This window comes from Halothermothrix orenii H 168 (assembly GCF_000020485.1).
Classification (GTDB): domain Bacteria; phylum Bacillota; class Halanaerobiia; order Halanaerobiales; family Halothermotrichaceae; genus Halothermothrix; species Halothermothrix orenii.
In genome coordinates this window covers 577614-598488 of record NC_011899.1, presented here as the reverse complement: position 1 = coordinate 598488, position 20875 = coordinate 577614, and the positions used below count along the sequence as shown (strand labels likewise).

Annotated in this window: 21 protein-coding genes, 2 pseudogenes and 1 other annotated feature; of the genes and pseudogenes, 11 read left to right on the top strand and 12 right to left on the bottom strand. The window is 34.5% G+C overall.

Going from position 1 to position 20875, the window contains the following annotated elements:
• Window positions 1-79: 79 nt before the first annotated feature.
• Window positions 80-1663 carry a DEAD/DEAH box helicase gene (locus tag HORE_RS02895; protein ID WP_012635493.1) on the top strand — a complete coding sequence of 528 codons (1584 nt, stop codon included), beginning with the start codon at window positions 80-82 and terminating at the stop codon, window positions 1661-1663.
• A gap of 97 nt (window positions 1664-1760) precedes the next feature.
• Here the strand turns inward: HORE_RS02895 and HORE_RS02890 are convergent, their stop codons facing one another.
• Window positions 1761-3020, bottom strand: coding sequence for an MFS transporter (locus HORE_RS02890; protein ID WP_012635492.1), 1260 nt, complete (start codon window positions 3018-3020; stop codon window positions 1761-1763).
• 76 nt (window positions 3021-3096) lie between these two features.
• A complete protein-coding gene (locus HORE_RS02885; protein ID WP_012635491.1) occupies window positions 3097-4077 on the bottom strand; it encodes a YeiH family protein in 981 nt (326 codons plus the stop codon).
• 119 nt (window positions 4078-4196) lie between these two features.
• Between HORE_RS02885 and HORE_RS02880 the strand changes: the two genes are divergently transcribed.
• On the top strand, window positions 4197-5087 hold the full coding sequence (locus HORE_RS02880) for a LysR family transcriptional regulator (RefSeq protein ID WP_012635490.1): 891 nt from the start codon (window positions 4197-4199) through the stop codon (window positions 5085-5087).
• Window positions 5088-5133: 46 nt separating this feature from the next.
• Here HORE_RS02880 and metG read toward each other — a convergent pair whose 3' ends face one another.
• The gene (gene metG, locus HORE_RS02875; RefSeq protein WP_012635489.1) at window positions 5134-6756 is read right to left on the bottom strand and encodes a methionine--tRNA ligase; all 1623 of its coding nucleotides are present in this window, start codon (window positions 6754-6756) and stop codon (window positions 5134-5136) included.
• 148 nt (window positions 6757-6904) lie between these two features.
• Window positions 6905-7172 (bottom strand) — a binding site (T-box leader).
• A gap of 377 nt (window positions 7173-7549) precedes the next feature.
• On the opposite strand from metG, the gene HORE_RS02870 reads away from it, so the two are divergent.
• From HORE_RS02870 to HORE_RS02860, 3 genes and pseudogenes are all read left to right on the top strand, one after another.
• A complete protein-coding gene (locus HORE_RS02870) occupies window positions 7550-8179 on the top strand; it encodes a DUF421 domain-containing protein (protein ID WP_012635488.1) in 630 nt (209 codons plus the stop codon).
• A 166-nt stretch (window positions 8180-8345) separates the two neighbouring features.
• A pseudogene (locus HORE_RS02865) lies at window positions 8346-9434 on the top strand (M42 family metallopeptidase).
• A 28-nt stretch (window positions 9435-9462) separates the two neighbouring features.
• Complete coding sequence (locus HORE_RS02860; protein WP_012635487.1) at window positions 9463-11091, top strand: sodium:solute symporter family protein; 1629 nt, start codon at window positions 9463-9465, stop codon at window positions 11089-11091.
• 164 nt (window positions 11092-11255) lie between these two features.
• On the opposite strand, the gene HORE_RS02850 is transcribed toward HORE_RS02860, so the two are convergent.
• Entirely contained in the window at window positions 11256-11459 is a 204-nt protein-coding gene (locus HORE_RS02850; RefSeq protein ID WP_012635486.1) for a cold shock domain-containing protein, read from the bottom strand.
• A 288-nt stretch (window positions 11460-11747) separates the two neighbouring features.
• On the opposite strand from HORE_RS02850, the gene HORE_RS13165 reads away from it, so the two are divergent.
• From HORE_RS13165 to HORE_RS13160, 6 genes are all read left to right on the top strand, one after another.
• Window positions 11748-11879 carry a hypothetical protein gene (locus HORE_RS13165; RefSeq protein ID WP_012635485.1) on the top strand — a complete coding sequence of 44 codons (132 nt, stop codon included), beginning with the start codon at window positions 11748-11750 and terminating at the stop codon, window positions 11877-11879.
• A 2-nt stretch (window positions 11880-11881) separates the two neighbouring features.
• Window positions 11882-12184, top strand: coding sequence for a spore coat protein (locus tag HORE_RS02840; protein ID WP_012635484.1), 303 nt, complete (start codon window positions 11882-11884; stop codon window positions 12182-12184).
• A 186-nt stretch (window positions 12185-12370) separates the two neighbouring features.
• The gene (locus tag HORE_RS02835) at window positions 12371-12988 is read left to right on the top strand and encodes a TetR/AcrR family transcriptional regulator (protein WP_012635483.1); all 618 of its coding nucleotides are present in this window, start codon (window positions 12371-12373) and stop codon (window positions 12986-12988) included.
• Window positions 12989-13007: 19 nt separating this feature from the next.
• A complete protein-coding gene (locus HORE_RS02830; protein WP_012635482.1) occupies window positions 13008-15191 on the top strand; it encodes an efflux RND transporter permease subunit in 2184 nt (727 codons plus the stop codon).
• Window positions 15192-15301: 110 nt separating this feature from the next.
• A complete protein-coding gene (locus HORE_RS12875; RefSeq protein WP_041605803.1) occupies window positions 15302-15520 on the top strand; it encodes a hypothetical protein in 219 nt (72 codons plus the stop codon).
• A gap of 32 nt (window positions 15521-15552) precedes the next feature.
• A complete protein-coding gene (locus HORE_RS13160) occupies window positions 15553-15684 on the top strand; it encodes a hypothetical protein (RefSeq protein ID WP_264357623.1) in 132 nt (43 codons plus the stop codon).
• 116 nt (window positions 15685-15800) lie between these two features.
• Here HORE_RS13160 and HORE_RS02820 read toward each other — a convergent pair whose 3' ends face one another.
• The 8 genes and pseudogenes from HORE_RS02820 to HORE_RS13045 form a co-directional block, all read right to left on the bottom strand.
• Window positions 15801-16091 (bottom strand): hypothetical protein, encoded by a 291-nt coding sequence (locus HORE_RS02820; RefSeq protein WP_012635481.1) that lies wholly within the window; start codon window positions 16089-16091, stop codon window positions 15801-15803.
• A 30-nt stretch (window positions 16092-16121) separates the two neighbouring features.
• Window positions 16122-16850 carry a YetF domain-containing protein gene (locus HORE_RS02815; protein ID WP_012635480.1) on the bottom strand — a complete coding sequence of 243 codons (729 nt, stop codon included), beginning with the start codon at window positions 16848-16850 and terminating at the stop codon, window positions 16122-16124.
• 115 nt (window positions 16851-16965) lie between these two features.
• Window positions 16966-17739 (bottom strand): GNAT family N-acetyltransferase, encoded by a 774-nt coding sequence (locus tag HORE_RS02810; protein WP_012635479.1) that lies wholly within the window; start codon window positions 17737-17739, stop codon window positions 16966-16968.
• Between the two features lie 3 nt (window positions 17740-17742).
• Entirely contained in the window at window positions 17743-17880 is a 138-nt protein-coding gene (locus tag HORE_RS12870) for a hypothetical protein (RefSeq protein WP_167935752.1), read from the bottom strand.
• A 443-nt stretch (window positions 17881-18323) separates the two neighbouring features.
• On the bottom strand, window positions 18324-19085 hold the full coding sequence (locus HORE_RS13055) for a phytoene desaturase family protein (RefSeq protein WP_226984183.1): 762 nt from the start codon (window positions 19083-19085) through the stop codon (window positions 18324-18326).
• Window positions 19043-19855: a phytoene desaturase family protein gene (locus HORE_RS13050; protein WP_012635477.1), complete on the bottom strand. Its 813-nt coding sequence runs from the start codon at window positions 19853-19855 to the stop codon at window positions 19043-19045. Before HORE_RS13050 ends, HORE_RS13055 begins: the two co-directional genes overlap by 43 nt.
• Before the next feature lie 65 nt (window positions 19856-19920).
• A complete protein-coding gene (locus HORE_RS02800) occupies window positions 19921-20304 on the bottom strand; it encodes a desulfoferrodoxin (RefSeq protein ID WP_012635476.1) in 384 nt (127 codons plus the stop codon).
• 49 nt (window positions 20305-20353) lie between these two features.
• Window positions 20354-20839 (bottom strand): annotated as a pseudogene (locus tag HORE_RS13045) (ferritin-like domain-containing protein).
• Window positions 20840-20875 lie beyond the last annotated feature (36 nt).

The window sequence follows — 20875 nt, the reverse complement described above, 5'->3', positions numbered from 1 at the left end:
GGGTTTTTATTTGTATATATGTCATGGAAACATAAAAAACTATATTAAAGATAAATAATTTAAAAGGATGTGAAACATTTTGAAAAAGGTAAAATTTAGTGAATTAAATATTTCAAAAGAAATATTAAAGGCTGTTGAAGATATGGGATTTGAAGAAACAACCCCTATTCAGACAAAAGCAATCCCCCCTATTCTTAACGGCAAAGATATAATCGGACAGGCTCAGACAGGAACTGGCAAAACAGCCGCCTTTGGAATACCATTATTAGAAAAAATTGATACCAGAAACAAAAAACCTCAGGCCATTATTTTATGTCCTACCAGAGAACTGGCGATTCAGGTCGCTGAAGAATTAAAAAGATTGGCCAAATACAAACGTAGTTTGTATACCCTTCCTGTTTATGGGGGACAATCTATAAAAAGGCAGATTAAGGCCCTGAAGAAGGGAGTACAGGTTATTATAGGTACTCCCGGTAGGGTTATGGATCATATGCGGCGGGGCACTCTGAACCTCTCCCATATTAATTTTGTTGTCCTTGATGAAGCTGATGTCATGCTTGATATGGGCTTTATTGATGATATTAAAACAATCTTAAAAGATATCCCCAATGACAGACAAACTTTGTTCTTCTCAGCTACAATACCAGAGACAATCCTTGATTTGAGTAAAAGGTATCAAAAGAAATCGCAGTTTATAAAAATAGCCCACGAAAAATTAACAGTACCAGGAATTGAACAGTACTATTATGAAGTCAGACGAAGCGATAAATTAAAGGTATTAACCCGTTTAATTGACCTTTATTCGCCAGGTCTTTCTCTTATTTTTTGTAATACCAGGAAAATGGTAGAGGAATTAAATATACAGCTTCAGGCAAGAGGTTATCTATCTGATGCACTTCATGGCGGGTTTAATCAGAATCAACGGGACCGGGTTATGGACAAGTTTCGAAATGGAATAATTGAAATTCTTGTAGCAACAGATGTTGCAGCAAGAGGTATTGATGTCAATGGGGTTGAGGCCGTTTTTAATTATGATGTCCCCCAGGATACTGATTACTATGTTCATAGAATAGGTAGAACGGGCCGGGCTGGTAAAACCGGCAAAGCCTTTACCTTTGTAGTTGGAAAGGATATTTATAAATTACGGGACATACAAAAATATACAAAAACACGTATTATCAAACAGGATATTCCCACCCTTACTGATATAGAACAGGCTAAGCTTGAAAATTTAATTAATGACTTAACAGATTATATTGATAGAGAACATTTGAAAAAGTATATTAAAATCATAGAAAACCTCCTCGATGATGATTATACGGCTATAGAAATCGCAGCTGCCCTTTTTAAAAAATATATGGAAAACGAGTCATCTGAGGGAGAAATAAACAACAATAAATTAAATGATACCGGTGCAGAGCCAGGAATGGTCAGGTTATTTATAAATATTGGCAAAAAACACAACATTACCCCGGGTCATATTGTTGGAGCTATTGCTGGTGAAACCAGTTTATCCGGTAGGTTAATTGGAGCTATAGATCTTTATGATAATTTCACTTTTGTTGAAGTTCCTGAAGAAAGTAGTCGAGAAGTCCTGAAGATTATGAAAAACAATTATATAAAAGGTAAAAAAATTAATATAGAACCGGCAAAACCCAGATAAAAATAACCGGCAGCTTTAGCTGCCGGCGGTTTTTTTTAAAAAAATTCCACGATCATACCATTATACTCCATAAAAAATACAGATTGAACATAACTCTTTATTTACATGTTAATCTTTTAACCCGTTCCTGCCCCAAGTAAAAAAGTAAAAGAGCACTACTGGCAATTACCATTACAAAAAAACTAGCTAACCATATTTCCCTAATTGAATAATACTCTAAAAACAACCCACCTAATTTTGGGGCAAATGCATACCCTGCTCCTGAAATAAACATAAAAATTGAATTAAACCTTGCCCGGTGGCTTACAGGAGCATGAGACGCTATATAAACATTGACATTTGTTGCCTCCAGGATTTCACCGATGGTCCAGACAAAAGTGGACAGAAAAAACAAGGGAAGTATATCAATATAATAAATCATACCAAACCCTACTGCCAATAATAATCCCGCAATTATTATATTGGCCAGTGGCTTCAGTTTAACAGTGACACTGGTTACCAGCACTGTAAAAGCCACAACTACAATAGCATTAAAGCTATAATTTATGCCATAATAAGCAGGACCCTGTTGACCAAAAATCTCATTCATTTGAATTGGTAAGGCAAAAGAACTCTGGGCATATACCAGACGGAAGAATAACAAAATAAAGCTTACAAGAATTATCCCCGGTCGTTTTAACAAAACACGAAAAATTGACCCTTCTTCTGCCCTCTCGTTTTCCGGTAATTCCTCATCGGGAGTTTCTTCAATCATTCCTTTTGTCTCCGGTACATAAATTCCAATAAGTACTATAGCAATAAAGGCAGTTGCTGCATCCCCTAAAAATAATAAAGGTAAATAGTGGTTAAATAAAAACCCAGCAATCATTGGACCAATAGCAAAACCCATATTCCATCCAAGGTAAAGTAATGAAAAGGCCTTTTTCCTCTCTTCACCCCTGGTTAAATCTGTTACCATTGCATTAAATGCAGGATTTACAGCACCAGCAAAAAGTGACATCATTATTAAAAAATAAATAACAACTTTACTGGTACCCAGAAAAGCAGGTGGAATTAACATTAAGGCCATGAGAGTCGAGGAAATTAAATATAACCTTTTCCGACCAAAACTATCAGCCAGTTTCGCGCCAAGAAACATACCGGGAACATTTGCCAGGGCTGCAACAGTAACATATGAACCTGCTTCAGCAGGGGACATGCCTATTTTTTGAGTTAGAAACATGGTTAAAAAGGGAAAAACAAACGCTCCCATTGAATTAATAACCTGTCCAATAAAAATAATATAAATATTTCTATTTAAACCACGATATACTTTAAAGGGGTTTTCCAATGTAAGTTCACCTCCTTCCTGAGTCATCTTGGGCGTCCTAGATTTAGAGTATATTTTATATACTTTGTCAGAAAAAGTCAAATGAAATGTAAATTTATATAATTTATTTTAAAAGAAAAAAATATATTAAACCAGTAATAGAAACGAGCTGAACTACAAATATAAGAAGTCCCACCAGCAACGCCTTTGGTCCCTGATTAATAAGACTTGAAATTCTAATCCTTAAACCAATACCAGCCATGGCTACAGTTAACAGCAACTTACCCGTATACTTTAAGGATTGTACAACACCCACAGGTAATATTTGCAAAGTACCAATAATACTAAAAATAAAAAATCCAATAATAAATGGTGGAATACTAACATTATTATCTAAACTATTATCTTTTTTACCAAATAAGAAGCTTAACAAAAGGACAACAGGTCCTAACATTAGTATCCTGGCCATTTTTACTATAGTAGCAACTTCTCCTGTTAAGTCACTTATAGAAAAACCCGCAGCAACTACCTGACCGGTGGCCTGCAAAGTACTTCCAATCATCAAACCACTGGTTGTTTCATTTAATTTCAATAAACCAGTTATAACTGGCAAAATGAAAATACCAAATGTACCCAGTAAATTAACAACACTTACAGAAAGTCCGATCTCCTCTTCATTATTACTAACTATTGGAGCAGCTGCTGCAATAGCTGAAGAGCCACAGATTCCATTTCCTATTCCCAGTAAAATACTGAAAGAATTTGAAAGACCACATAACCTCCCAATCAAAGAACCTACAAAGACAGTTAATGTCACCATGATAATTATTATTACAATAGAGGAAATTCCAAGTTCAGCCAAAACATCCATCTGCAACTTTAACCCCATCAACATTATAGCAAGAGACAGGATTTTCTTTTCCACAAATTTAATACCTTTAGCATAGTTGCTATCCAGACGAAAAATGTTCCCAGCCAGAAAACCCAGGATAATTGCTATGGTAACTCCTCCTATATTTGGTACAAAATTGCCTACCAATCTCCCGGTTATTCCAACGAAAACAGCCAACAATATTCCAGGAATTTTTTCTTTAAATGCTTTCATTTATACACCATCTCCTATTATAGTTAATTTATATATAAACATTGTAATAGTATATTTTTTATTAGTAAAATAATATGTTATTATAATATATATAACCTTTTACTTATGGAGGAGCTTTTATGAATTTAAGACAGCTTAAAATATTTGTCATGGTTTGCAAAACAAAAAATATGTCAAAAGCAGCTAAAAAACTATATATGTCCCAACCCGCTATCAGTCAAACTATCTCAGAACTTGAAGAAGATTTAAACATAAAACTCTTTGACCGGATTAAAAAAAGGTTAAAATTAACCTATGCCGGAAAAATCCTTTTACGAAATAGTAAAAGGATTTTAAATCTTGTTGATGAAACTGAAAATATAATAAAGGATATAGTCAATATGAATCAGGGAAAATTACGTATAGGGGCCAGTATGACTATTGGTACCTATCTTTTACCACAAATAATAGAAGGGTTTTTAAATAAATATAACAAAATTCACCTACCCTTTACCATTGACAACACCAAAGTAATTGAAGATATGATCCTGGATAATAAACTTGATCTGGCTCTGGTAGAAGGTCCTATTTATTGTAAGGACATTTTAGTAGAACATTTCTTCGATGATCAACTTTATTTAATGTGTTCGTCAAAACACAGTTGGAGTCATAAAAGAAAAATTAATTCAGAAGAACTCAAAGGTGAAGATTTTATTATAAGGGAAAAAGGCAGTGGTACCAGAGAAACTATTGAAAATATAATGAGAAAACACAGCATAAAATATCATGTTACCCATGTCTTTAACAATATTGAAGCGATTAAAAGAGCAATAATTTCTAACCTGGGGGTTTCAATCTTACCCGAAATCTGCGTTAAAGAAGAACTAAAGAAAGGTTTATTAGTTAAAGTAGATATTCAGGGAATTGAATTTAAAAGAAAATTCAGTATCATCTACCACAAAGATAAATACCGTTCTCAACTCTTTAATAATTTTGTTAACCATATATACACAAATATTTGCAAGTCCTAAAATCCACATTTCTTTTTTGACTATTTTCCCATAAACCGTTTTATTACTAATTAACCCCTAACTTTTCCCGTTCCTCCTTAATTAGGTTTTTGTTAATTCTCGGGAAAAGAATTTCTACTTTTTCTAACTTTGTTGCAGGCAAAACCTCTATATATTTCCAGTCAGGTTTATCAATGTTTAAAAAACCCCTGACTTTTTTGCTGGAAAAAGGGAGGAATGGGGACAATAAATTTGTTAAATTTGCAATTATTTGAACACACGTATAGATTGTATCTTTACAGGTACCTTTGTCTTCTTTAACAGTAATCCATGGCTCCTCACTATCAAAATACTTATTAGCTTCACGTACAAAATTAAATATAACCTCCAGGGCATTTTTTAAATTCGTCTTCTCTATCTTATTGCCCACCCTATGGTAGAGGGTCTCAATTTTTTCCTTAATTTTTTCATTTAGTTTACCATCAGGTATTAAACCATTGTAATATTTTTCAATAAAAACAAGAGTCCGGTTAACAAAATTACCATATGCCCCCAAAAGTTCCCCATTATGGCTGTGAATAAACTCTTCCCAGGAAAAATTACTGTCTTTCTTCTCGGGACCATTTATTATCAAAAAGTAACGAATAGAATCAGGCTGGTAATTTTTTAACATATCAGGAAGCCAGACAGCCCAATTACGACTGGTTGACAATTTCTTCCCCTCAATTGTAAGGTATTCACTGGAAACTATTTTTTCTGGAATTTGTTTAATTCCAGCACCCCGGAGTAACGCAGGTAGTATCAGGGTGTGAAAAGGTATATTATCTTTTCCATGAACATAATATGTTTTTGTATCCTCACTCCAAAAATTTTGCCAGGGTTCCCCTGTATGCCGGGACCATTCCTTACTGGCAGACAGATAACCTAACACAGCATCAATCCAGACATATATTCTTTTCTCTTCATAGCCTTCAAAAGGTATAGAAACACCCCAGTTGAGGTCCCTGGTTATGGCCCTGTCCTGTAGACCTTCCTCTATATACCTGGTACTGAGCTTAATTGCATTATCTCTCCACCCCCGATTATTATCAAGTAACCTCTTTAATTCATCACTAAATTCTGACAGGGCCAGATAGAAGTGCTCTGTATTTTTAATGACTGGACTACTCCCACATATTTTACATCTCTTTTCTTCCAGATCAGTGGGCTCAATTAAACTGGAACAGTAATCGCATTGATCACCTCGGACGACTTTGCCACATACAGGGCAAATTCCTTCCACATACCTATCAGGTAAAAACTGTTGACATTTACTACAATAAAGCTGTTTGGTTTGCTTTTTATAAATGTACCCCTTTTCAAATAGTTTTTTTATTATACTCTGTACCACCTGGTGATGAAAGGGGTTATCAGTCTTCGTATAATTATCGTAAGAAAAACCCAGCTTTGTAAAGGTTTTTTTAAACTCCTGATGATATCTTTCAGCTATAATCCGGGGACTCTCCCCTTCCCTTTTTGCCCTAAGGGCAATCGGGGTTCCATGACAATCACTCCCTGACACATACAGGACTTTTTCCCCCTTAAGTCGAAAATATCTGGCCAGAATGTCACCGGGCAAAAGACTGGCTATATGACCCAGATGTAAAGAACCGTTAGCATAGGGCCAGGCCCCACCAATAAATACATTCATTTGTCTAACACTCCCCCTTTAATATATCTTATAATATTACACTTAACCCTCTTATAGATTGAAGATTTTACATAATAAACACTCCGATTAAGACAGTTAAATTATTTGACAGCAATAAAAAAACTCCCGCCACCCAGCAAATAAATTGCAGGAGGACGAGAGTAAAATTCCCGTGGTACCACCTCTTTTTACCGGTACCTCACAGCACCGACCTCATCGAGTACGGCAGCAAATCTGATTATACTCTAGCACGTTAACGGGTGCGCGAGGAACCCGTTCCTGTTTACTCCCTTCTTAACAGGTTTCAACTGGAAAGCTCAGGGACCATCTTCAACCAGCATCCCTTTCCCCTTCTCAGCTACCGGGGTTCTCTGTATCAGTCAGACTGGTCTACTCTCTCCCATCATCACTTTTTAAAATATTATTTTTTATAATTATATTATAACCGGTCTTTAATATCAAGATTTATTTAATACTATGTTTTTAAAATAACAAATTTATCATTGTTGAATATTAAACAGGGGGAATTTTAATAATAAATAACGCTAAAGTATTAAAATGTTTCATTATTGTGGAATTATGGACATCACAGTTAAAATAGTTTAAAAATTTATTATTTTATCGGTATAATAAAGGTCCGGGATAAATTCAAGTTCTTATGAAACCCATTAATACATGAGGTGATACCATTATTGATTACAATGAAATCTTACAGGTATTAGGTTATTCTCTAATTGTATTTTTTTTACTAATAATATTAACCCGTCTGATAGGAAAAAAATTTTTATCACAATTGACTTTTTTTGATTTTGTTACCGGTATTACTATTGGAACAATTGGTGGGGCCTTTGTAACTACCCAGATTGAAGGGTTCTATATTTTACTGAGCCCGGTAATCCTGGCTATTCTGGTTGTCCTGACCGGTTACCTGACCCTGAAAAGTACACCTGCCAGAAAACTAATAGAAGGTGAACCCCTTGTCATAATCCAGAATGGTAAAATATATGAAAAAAACATGAAAAAATTAAGATATAACCTTGATGATCTTATGATGCAATTACGGGAACAGGGGGTCTTTGACCTGAGTGAAGTTGAATTTGCAATCCTTGAAACTGATGGCAAACTCAGTGTTTTAAAGAAAAGTCAATACCAACCAGTAAAACCCAGGGATTTAAATATAAATACCAGGTACGTAGGCCTGTCTTCTGAAATAATTAGAGATGGACAAATTGTTGAACAAAACCTGAAACAAAACAATCTAACCCATGAATGGTTATATAATGAACTGGCTAAACAAAATATAAAAAATATAAGAAATATTGTTCTCGCCACTCTTTCTACTGATGGCAACCTATATATTGATGTTAAAAATGATAACCATTCATATATTCAGGAAATAGAAGATGATGATTCTATGATATAAAAAGATTTTTGTCATATAAACCCACTTATTTGTCGAATATTTATGATTTATATCAAAATTAGAATTTTTTCAGTGTAAAAAGGATTTTCGACAAAAAAGTATAATATGTTTTATAATTATCTACTTAATTATTTTAACAACAATACAATATAAAGGAGGTTGAAATTTGCAAAAGGAAATCAATCCTCAAAAAATTAAAGAATCATTAAAGGAAAATTTGGAGGTCTTATGTCAGTCCCACGGAGTAGCCGGGTTTGAAAATGATGTAAGAAACGTAGTAAAAGAACAAATCAGGGATTATGTCGATGACATCAAAGTAGATGCGCTGGGTAATTTAATTGCAACCAGAAGAGGAAACAGTAAATATTCTTTAATGATAGCAGCTCACCTGGATGAAATAGGTCTTTTGATTAAGCGGATTGATAAAAACGGTTTTCTATGGTTTGAACCGGTCGGTGGAGTTTTTCCTCAGGTGCTTTTTTCAAGGCCTGTTGTTATTAAAACCGACAATGGTTATGTTAAAGGAATAATAAACCACTTAAAACCCGGTCGTCCTGAAATGATTAAAGATTTACCTGAAATTCAGGACTTTTTCATCGATGTAGGAGCTAGAAGTAAAGAAGAAGTCAAAGAAATGGGAATAGAAGTAGGTAATCCTGTCTCCATTCAATATGACTTTATGAGCCTGGGAAAAAATAAAATTGCCGGGAAAGCCCTTGATGACAGATTATTTGTTTTTATGCTAATTGAAGTCTTAAAATTATTAAAAGACGATAAAGATATACCTGATGTTCATGCAGTTTTTACCACTCAGGAAGAAGTTGGTCTCAGGGGTGCTAAAACTTCAGCATATAGTCTAAATCCTGATGAGTGTCTCGCCCTTGACATATCAATTGCCAATGACATTCCCGGTACACCAGACCGGAAAATAATTACCGAACTTGATAAAGGACCAGTTATTAAGGTTATGGATCTGGTTCCCAGGGCTATGTTAGGCTTAATTGCATCACAAAAGATAGTCAATAAACTGAAGAAAGTTGCCTGAAAGGCTGACTTAAACTATCAGCTCGAAGTTTATACTGCTGGTTCGACAGATGCTTCTGCAGTACACCTGGAAAGAGGGGGCATCCCCAGTGGTGGCATTTGCGTACCTACAAGATATGTACATGCCCATGAAGTTGTTTCTATTGACGATACTGTAAAGGCTATTGAGTTAATTTATCGATATATTAAACATATAAATGATGAAATATAACATGAGAATCTAGGAGGGAGAATCTTTTATGGAATGGTACTATCTTATTCCGTTAGTCTATTTATTTTTACTACTGGTTGTTGGTTTTGTTATAGCTAAAAGACAGGAAACCCGGTCAGATTTTTATGTTGCCTCAAATAAAATGGATGGATCAGTCCTCTTTGCTACAGTTATGTCCACAGTGGTTGGCGCAAATACATATATGGGTTTTAGTGGCTTGATTTATAATGGTGGACTTCATTTTATGTGGATGCTCAGTGGTGCCGGTCTTGCTTATTTTATCCTCTTCTTTATATCAGGTAAAATAAGGAAAATAGCCACAAAATACGAAGTATTCACTCTTCCTGACCTGGTAGAGCTTAGATATTCTAATCCTGTTGCCCTACTAACTACTTTCTTTTCCCTTATTGGGCTAGTTGGAGGTATCGGAGGTGGTCTTCTCGGTTTAGGAGTTATACTTAATTCTTTACTGGGAATACCCACCACTACTGCTATAATTGTTACTTCCATTATTACTATCATTTATACCTGTCTTGGAGGTTTATGGGGAGTATCCCTGACAGACTGGATTCAATCTATTATTATGATTGCTGGTGTAGCAGTCTGTATAGTATTTGGGATAACCTCTGTAACACCGGGACAATCATTTGTCAATGGTGCCTTCGAAATAGTAAATGTATTAAAACAACAATTAGGAACAGAACTGGTTAGCCCCTTTGCCGGTTTAACCTTTTTTATGGCTCTGGCCTGGACCATTACCTTTATGCCCCTTAATACTATCTCTCAGACCCAGATCCAGAGGGTTTATGCAGCAAAAAATGTAAAGACTATTCGTGGTGTCAGTTTACTAATGATTATTTTTGTAGCTATGGTCCTCACTTTCGGTTTAGCCTTTATCGGAATTCTTGGAAGAGTTGCTTTACCCGGTTTAAAAAATGCTGAGGCAGTCTTCCCCCAGATGAGCATGAAAGTTATCAACCCTGCATTAGGTATTTTAATTGTAACGGGAATTATGGGAGCTGCTATGTCTACAGTAGATTCAAACCTTCTCGGTTCCGCCATGCATGTCACCCGTGACCTATATGAACGGTACATGAGATATAAGAATAAGTCTGTTGATGAAAAGCGTATTTTATTTATCAGTCGGGTAACCATTGTTATTATTGGTGTAATTAGTACTATAGCTGCTCTATTCACTCCTTCTATAATGAGCCTACTACTGATAACAATGAAGATATTTGCCGGAGCTACTTTTGCCCCTGTACTTATCGGTCTTTACTGGAAAAGAGCCAATGCTTTCGGGGCTTTACTGGGTGAAATTCTTGGAGGTATGGCTGTTGTTATTAATATTATTCACCCCGTTGTCAACCTGGATCCTGTCATATTTGGAATTATTATGGCAGTTTTAGGAACGATAACTGGCAGCTTATTTACCAAAGAAAATACAGAAAAAGGCAGTATTTTTTCTTTTGCTAATGATATTTCATCAAAAGGATGGCTCGCAGTTATAGCTATTGCTCTTCTCTATTTTGGATGGGTTATAAGTATGAACAACTACGCCATGTGGCCGTATTTCATTATAACTACTGTAGTATTACTGGTTTTATCAGTTGTCTTCCTTATTTATAGTTTTATCACTGAAAGAACCGGCAATTAAATTTATAATGTACCAGGTAACAAACATACACATATATATTCAAAAAAAGGGACAGCTTAAACAGCTGTCCCTTAAATATATGGTTATATTTAAATTTATAATATATTCAAATTTAAAAACCCTGGTTTCTTTAATTAAAGAAACCAGGGATTGTTTACTTTATATTATAAAGTAACAACATTGGCGGCCTGTGGTCCACGATCACCTTCGATAATTTCGAATTCTACTTCTTCTCCATCTTCAAGGCTCTTAAATCCATCAGCCTGAATAGCGGAAAAATGTACAAATACGTCATCTCCATCTTCTCTTTCGATAAATCCATAACCTTTTTTTGCATCAAACCATTTTACTTTTCCTGTGTAAACCATTAAATAAATTCCTCCTTAAAATTTTTACCATGGGTAAGTACTCATTAAATTTTAATACCCATTGATTATAAGCTTATCACACTATATTGTTATTGTCAATAAAAAAATTCCAGACTTTTTTAATGGTAATACAAAAAATATATAAATAGTTTTTTCCTTCTAGTAAATAATAAATATAAATCTTGAAAAATGGAGGTTTTTATATGAGAGAACTTTCAGAGAGTGAAGTACTGGCCCTCTCCGGATTACTGAAAATGGTAAAAAGATGGTCTAGCCTTAACAAGAAGTATGAAAAATATTGTTTCTGACGAAGGTCTAAAAAAACAGGTTGAATCAAGCATAATGGCGGCAGAAGGAAGGGTCAAAGGTATTCAGCAATTTATAACCGAAAATAAAGTTACAGGTAAGGAGGTAGAATAATATTGTCATTTCTGGGTAACCAGGTCAAGGAAAGAACAGATATCTCTGATGAAGTTATTGCCAGTAATATGCTCTCATCCGCAAAAGCAGCTGCCAATGCTTACCTTAATGCAGCTCTAATCAGTCCCACCCCAGAACTTAGAGCCATGTGTGAGGAAAGCCTGCAGCAGATACTTGCTGGCCATTCTCAACTTTCAAAATTAGTAATAGACCAGGGCTGGGAGAGCCCCTATGACTCTCCGGAAAAACAATTACTTGACATGTTAGACAAATCCAAACTGGTAGTTGAAACAAACGAAAAATAAAATAGCAAAAAAAAGGGTCAGCTTTCCCTGACCCTTTTATATTCTTGACTACTACTCTCTTTGCATTAATTTAGTTTATTATTAAAGGCATATTATTTATTTTAATAACTTCTATTGACAAATCAAAAGAAGAGTTTTATAATAAGTGGTGAGTGAGTACTCACTTACTATAAAGGGAGTGATTTTATGTCAAAATCAGAGGAAACCAAAAAAAAAATATTAAAAAGTGCTATAGAATTAGTAGCGGATAAGGGATATGCTTCTACATCTACCAGGGAAATAGCTAAAAATGCTGGTGTTTCCGAAGCAACCATCTTTAAATATTATAAAAATAAGGACCAGCTTCTTAAAAAAATTGTAAGTAAAACTATAAATGATTTTTTTAAATACTCGCTAAACAAGTCCCTTCCAGAAGTGTTTGAAGCTAACAAAAATAAATCAATAGATTACTTACTTCAGGAACTTTTAACAGAAAGATTTCAGTTTTTTAAAGAAAATTCAAAGGCTATTCAGGTTATTTTTCAGGAAACAATGGTAAATAAGGAAGTTAGAGAGTTTTTCAAAAATAAAGTCTGGACTAAAATGGATGAACTGGAAACCTCAATTATTATTAAGGGTAAAAAGCAGGGTTTAATTAGAAACATTGATAATTACTTTATAAAAAAAGCTCTCTTTGGAATGATATTTTATACCGTATTTTTTGAAGAAGTACTCGAACTGGATAATAAGAACAAATATAACAGTGAAGAACAGGCCCGGGCTATATTAGATATCATCTTTAAAGGAATTAAAAACGATAAGTAAAATATGGAGGAATGAAAAGATGGACAATTATGTTAGACTAATAAATAACAATAAAAGAGTCTTTACAATAATTTTTATTATGCTTAATATTCTCTCCCTTATTGGCCTTTTTAAGTTAAAAATTAATCCAGATTTTGATATTTTTATGCTTAGAGATTCACATTATAAAAAAGTTTTAGATGACATGAACCAAACTTTTAATACCACTGAACAAACTATTATTCTTATTGAAACCGAAAACAAAGAAATAAACCCTGACACAATCCACAAATTCAGGTCTTTTCAAAAACATCTGGAAAAAATTAATAGTATTAGCTATATTAACGGACCTGCTCCCAGATCTATATCCTTTGGTAATTTTACATTAGACCTTGAAAAACCTATAAATGAATTAGGATTAAAGTTTCTCAAAGAACACTTTAAGGGTATGGGAAAACTATCTACTGTTACCAGGAAAAATGGGAAACTTTATGGTATATTTACAATATTTCCGGGCGAAAATTTCAGCAGCAATGACCTCAAAAATATTGAAAGTTATCTTCAAAAAAATGGTTTGAATTATTATTTAACCGGAGACATGTACATGCAACACAAAATTATTGACTACATATATATGATACTACTCTTTTTACCACCAACCGCTCTCCTACTAATACTAACTGTTTTCAGAACACAGATGGGTACATTAAAAGCTACTTTTTTATCAATACTTCCAGCAGGAATTGCAGCTCTATGGACCATGGGAATAATTGGATGGATTGGAAAACCAGTCTCTGTAATTACTGTCCTTGCCCCTATTTTTACAATAGTTATTGGAAGTGCTGACGGTCTCCACTTCGTTTCCCATGTTCAGGATACCCGTGCTGAAGGTAAAGATAAAATCAAAAGTATTGTTGAAACCCTTAAAATGGTTGGTATTCCCATGATAATAACCACCGTAACCTCAATGGCAGGTTTTCTTGCTCTGCTTGTAATGAATACTGATGCGATTCATGACCTTGCTCTTTTCGCATCTCTGGGAATTTTTCTGGCAGGGGTAGCCACCTGGTACATACTCCCCCTTATTCTAACAGGCAATGTTAGGTTAAAAAAACATAGCCATAAACGAAGCTTCCTGGCTTCTCGTATCAGAAGATTATGGGGAGTGCCCAGCATCATAATACTATTCTTCCTCATAACAATATCAATTATAGGAGGTCAGTATTTATCAACAGAGTTCAACCAGTTATTAATTTATCGGAATTTCACTGATGTTTATAAAAGTTTTGATAAAATAATGGAAGTAAATGAAGGGAGTATTCCGGTTTATCTTTATGTAAAAACTGAGAATGATCCGTTAAGCCCAATTAATGGGAAAAGAATGATAGAGCTTGGAAGTAAATTAACACAGTCTGATTGTGTTACCAAAACTGTCAGTGTTTATGACGCATATTCCTTAATCTATTCAGCCATACAGGGATTGAGCAGCCCACAATATCCTGAAAATAAAAACAAGGTTGCTTTTGTTAATAATTTAATAACAGCTGAAAGTAATAACCCTACATCACATTTAATCAACAGGGACAATAACGCAACCCGGATGTTGGTATTTCCAGCTAATCTAAAAAATAAAATCCTTGATAGAATTAACAAAATCGTAACAGATTATGATAAAAAATACCCTGATCTAACAATAGAGGTAACAGGAGTACAATACCTTATGAGGGAATTAAGTAATAGTATGATTTCAAATCAAACCCAGTCAATTTTACTGGCCTTTAGTTTAATTTTTATACTACTTTACATTTCTATTAGAAAAATTAAGCCCTCTGTTATTTCATTGCTTCCTATCGCCTTTACAACCTTAATTATCTTTGGATTTATGGGACTGTCAGGCATATCTCTTAACCTATTTACAGCAACTATCTTCAGTATAACCATTGGGGTTGGTATAGATTATGCTGTTCATTTCACCTCAGTATGGATGACTTTCCGGAAACGGGGTTATACAGCAAAAGAGGCTACTAATAAATCATACAAATATACAGCCAGACCTATCATTGCTAATGCCTTTGGCCTGGCTATCGGGCTCAGCGCCCTGACATTATCTCCTTTAAGAATTCATTTATATGTATCTGTTCTGATGTGGGTTGCCATGATATCTGGAGTCTTTTTAAGTCTTTCTTTCCTACCAACCATCTTAAAAAGTTTAGGAAATAATTAACAAAAACCCTTCTAAAATTGGCAGAGTACAAGACAACTTTCAACACGCCGAAAATCTTATTAAAAGGGTATAAAAGAGGGGGCAAAGTTAATATTGTTGCCAGAACTTTTATGCCTTCAGGTTACCTGGTAGATAGAAAATGCTGTGATTATGCCGAACCTGCTAACGGCCCAACCGTAAGGTGGCTAAAACAAATGTCAAAAACCTATCAGGCCTGGATTGGTACCACATACCTGGGATTCTTATGGCAATCTGGTGGCATCCCTGAAACAAAAAGAGGGTATTGCTGTAGGTACAGTTATTATTCAATCAAAACCGCAAAATTTTAAACCTCTAAAAAAATGGCCGTTATTGTAAACCAATGCCAATGACAAGTCGGATATACCAGGTAGTAGTTGAAACCCTGGGAAGTATATCATATTCGTTAAGCCGGGAAAGAAATGAAAAAGCAGAAGCTATAACAGCTTCAGTAAAAAAATATTTTTTTATATAAGTTGATAAAAAAAAGAGGGCAGCCCCCTCTTTTTTTATCTAATTTATCTCTAAGCTTATCTGTAGCGATATCGTGAACCTGGATAGAACTAATTTATTCTGACTTAACATAAGACTTTATACTTTTTTTAAAACCTCTTCATTGAAGGCTCTATATATTACATCTATTTCTTCGTCAGTTAATTTTCTGTTTAATGCTTGTTCTATTCTTTCATACTCTCTGGCCGGGTTATGGTAATTTAAAAGATCTTCTTTCACTTTTTCTTTCTTTGGTCTATTATCTTTAGCCTGATACCTATCCTGCCAGTTTTCGAGGTATTCTTCAGCAAATTCTTCAAGATTGTTCATTAAATATATATAGAGGTCCTTTCTTTTAACATGTTTTTTCAAGTAATTTTTGGTCTTCATATATTTCTCCTTTCAAGGTTTTAATAATTTTTAATGAACAATATCTTCATTTTTCTGACCTTTTTTACTTATATATAGCCTACCCTGTGTGTCAAGCATACCTACCAGAACCTCTTCTACGTTATCTATACCCTGTTGTTTTAACTGGTTCTTAAGCCAGTTTTTATCAAGGTTATTTTCCTTAAGGTTATCTTCTAAAATATTACCATCTTCAATGACAATAACCGGTAAACCTTCATAACCTGTGTTTATTTTTAGATCTTTTGGCCTTACGGCCCTTGATTGAGACCTGGGAATAACACTGATTTTCCCGTTGGGTTCTAAAATAGCAAATTCCACATCAGAAAGGTTTGATATTTTTTTCTGGCGTAATCCCATTAATAAATCATCCAGATTCATTCTTGATTTCCTCATGCTGTCTTCGAGCAGCTTACCATTCTGTATTAAGACCATTGGTTCACCCTGAACGATCCTTCTTACTTTTGCATTTTTTAGTGCAATAATGGCAAGAACAATATCTAGAACAGCCAAAAATCCTACATTTATAAGTGAACTTAATAAACTAGTTCTGCTATTACTGAGGGAAGAAGCAGCCACAGTCCCTATAGTAATGGCAATAATAAAATCAAATAGGGTAAGCCTACCAACTTCCCTTTGACCCATTATTTTTGTCATAAGAAAAAGCCAGACAAAGGTTACTCCTGTCCGGGCTATCCACTGAAACACATTTAAACTTTGCTGTGATTCCCAGAAAGGCATTTCTCAGCCACCTCATTTAATTGATCATAACCTATTTGAATTTGTTTATAAACAGGTTTATAAGTTTAATTGGTTTATACATTAGTTTTATCAATCACATCCTCATTTATTCCTGTTAGACTATTTCTTTTTCCCAGACATTCATTTTATACTTCTGTTCAAATCCTATTGATAAATAAAACTCCTTGTTAGTCCATACATAAGTCTTTTCAGCACCTTCTTTTTCAATTCTCCTGATACATTCACCTATGACAGAACTGGCCAGACCCCGTCTTCTATATTCAGGAACAGTTCCAACAGGCTCCAGGATACCAATTTTATTAACACTGTCATACCATATAGTGGTAAAGGAAACTACGTCACCTGTATCTGATATAATGTAAAGATCTAAATCAAAACGATAGTCTGGAGTCTGCCGCAATAATTTATAGGCCTCTATAGCCCTGTTTTTATAAATTGGTTTATTTATATACTCAAATGCCCTGGCATGAGCTCTACCCTTTTCAAAATCAGTTAAATTTGAACCATCTACTATTGAAAAACCTTCTGGTAGAGTTATATCTACTTTTCTCGAGACCGGAATTTCAGAAACCCATTCTTCCCAGTTAGCTTTTCTGTAACCTCTTTTAATAGCTATTGCCTCTCTTTTAGAATCCCCTGCTGGAATCCTCATTTGTATATATCTCTTATTGCCTCTATTACCCCCGGTATTCTCTTCAGCAAAATCAAACATCTCTTCCAGTATCATTTCAGGTATATCAATTTCAGCTAGTTGGAAAAAGATCTCCCCCTCACCTTCACCTTCTGAATTAACAACCCCAAGAATGTTTCCATCCTTTTCCCAGATGCCTATTGTTTTTTGCCATTCCTCCAGAGATATCCCATTCATTGTTCAGGCCATTACCGCAAAATTCCAGCGTTCTATTGTCCAGTTAAAAGGCCGCTTAAATTTATTGTATGTTGATATTAAAAAATCCCTTACTTTAATAAAATCATCTTCATGTTTATATCTTCTAAATTTAACTGTCATACACTTCACCTTCCTAACCCTTTTATTTTTTGATATATTTACAAATTTTTTACAAACAATACCTCCCCTCCAAAATCACATGTGTATCTAATTTCCTGGGCATTAAAAAATCCGACCAAAAGAACAATTGATCCTTTTAGCCGGTTTTTAATTACTTGATAAATATTTAAAGAAGTTCAATTAATAATAAAAAAACCATGCTGTTAAGCACGGTTAAATAACAAATAATTAAAATTTAAAATAATAATAAAAAACCGTTGTTCTTAATTGTTTACTGGATATCTTGATAAATATGGTAATACTAATCAGATAACCCACTTATTAAATTAATTTCAGTGAAGAACAGGTATTATCATCCAGGATTCTCCTCAGTTTTTATTAATATTAATTTTATTATTATTTTTTTTATATGTCAACATATTTTAAAAAATATATATTTAATATTAACCCTGCAGGGAATATGTATTATGTTGAATATTTACCTCTTTATAGTTGAGTTTATATTTATTACACATAATATTGGCTGTAATCCGTCCTGATTCATAAATAGTAGGCAAGCCACTTCCCGGATTGGTTCCCCCACCAACCAGCCACATATTATCAAATTCTTCGAACTTATTATGGGGTCTAAAATAAAGCATCTGGTTGAGGTTATGGGCCAGATTAAATGTAGCTCCAAACCCCACATGTAATTCTTCCTTCCAATCAAGGGGAGTAATCATTTTTTCATATTTAATATGGTCTTTTATATCAGTTAATCCTGCTCTATCTTCCAGGAGCTTAATTACAGTATTACGGAAACTACCGGTTTTCCGGGACCAGTCAATATTTGATCTGAGATTGGGAACTGGCACAAGAACATATAAGGCTGAATGCCCATCAGGGGCAAGGGAAGGATCGGTTACAGAAGCATTTTGGACATAAAATGATGGATCCCTTGATAAAACCTTACTTTCCTCTATCTCCATAAAATTATTTTTATAATCACCGGATATAAATACATTATTATGAAGGAGGTGATCATATTTTTTATCCAGGCCAAGATATAACATAAAGGTAGAACAGGAATATTTTTTTCCTTCCAGCTTTTGATTATTATATTTTTGCCTCTTTTGATCAGGAATCAGGTTTTGCAAACCCCAGGCAAAATCAGCATTCATAACTATCTCGTCGAACTTTTTATAATCCCCATCTTTAAAATGCAAACCATGGGCTTTTTATTAACAATATCTATCTCAGCTACTTCTTTATTTAGTTTAATTTTCCCACCCAACTCCCGGGTTACGTCAGCCATAGCTTTAGTTAATTTATGTAATCCCCCCATAACATGGTAAACACCCCATTTATATTCTGTATAGGGTAAAATACTAAACAAAGAAGGACAATTATATGGTGACATACCAAGATACTTAGATTGAAAAGTAAAACCCAGCTTGACCCTGTCATCAGAAAAATACTTATTTAAATTATCCCAGAGGCTTTCCCAGGGCCTCAGTACCGGTAGAAGGTTAAGGACTTCTTTACTTAAAAGGTGATAAAATTTATGATAACCACGCTGGAGGGCAGGCAGGGTCCTGTCCATCTTTTTTTTGTTATCCTTCATATATAAATCAAACCCAGATGCATCATCAGGACTTATTTTTGCAATAGAATCCTTTACCCGATCTCTATTTCTGGATGGATAAAATCTTTTGCCATCTTTAAAAACAAGTTGATAGTAAGGTTCCAGTAATTTCAAATCCACATAATCGTTTAAGTTACGACCTGTTTCCTGAAATATTCTTTCCAGAATAAAGGGCATCATAAAAAAGGTAGGACCAATATCAAAAGTATAACCCTCCTCTTTAATATAACTGTTTCTTCCCCCAATTTTATTTTCTTTTTCAAAAACCTCTACCTCAAAACCCCTGTTTGCCAGTAATAAAGCAGCAGCCAGACCACCCGGTCCTGCCCCAATAATACCTACCTTAGCCATCTTATTCCTCCTTATTTAAAAGGGCCAGCCTCAAGCTGGCCCATAATTATTTTACCTTATTTATTTTACAAATTATTTTCCCACAGGTCATGGACTGTACAATATTCTCTGACAGCTTTAATGTTTTTAAGAGGTACATTAAATTCAGCCTGTGGCTTCTGGCCCGGTTTCAATTCAGCTCTCAGAACCTTATCGTCAGTCATAACTTCAATAAATTTAATATAATGTTTTTCTTCCATGGGGTGTTCCACATCCCCTACTTTAATAAGGACACCATTAACCTTTTCCTCTACTACTGGAACATGTTTTTCATTACCGGTGTCAGTAGTTTTAGGGGATAATTTTTTCATGTCCTCCCCACAACAAACCAGAGCAGGGGCCCCTTCATGAACAACCTCAACAACATTACCACAAATTTCACACTTATAAACCTCTCTTAATTTAGTCATTAATATATTCCTCCTTATTTAATTAAAAAGTTATCTTTTAATAAGCTTGCTAATACTCCTCATGGTGATACCACTCAGCAGTATCAAGCCATGTATTGGGTCTATTAACAAACTCGACCAGATTTCTCATAATTGTTTCGTGCTTCTTCTCCTCTTTTGCAAGTTTCATCAAAGCATCTTTTAAATATTCCTCCTCAGTTTCATTAGCCTTTGATTTATAGAATTCATAGCTCCTCTTTTCCATTTCCTCAGCCTTTTTATATATATCAACCTGCTGGGTAGGCAGAACACTTTCAGGTAGGTTAGAAGAAATTTCTTCAAAAGCTTCTTTGGCATGGGGTAAAATATCAGACTAAATGGTTCCTATCTCTTTATCTTCAGCCAGCTTTTTTACAATTTCTTTATGTTTCTTTTCTTCATCTGCCAGTTCCATAAAAACCTTCTTTAAACGTTCATCTTCCGCTATATTAGCTTCACTGAGATAAAAATCATAATGCTCCTGTTCCAGTTCAAGGGCAAATTCAAAAACAGACATATTATACCTCCTTCTTTTTTAAATTCATAATTTAAT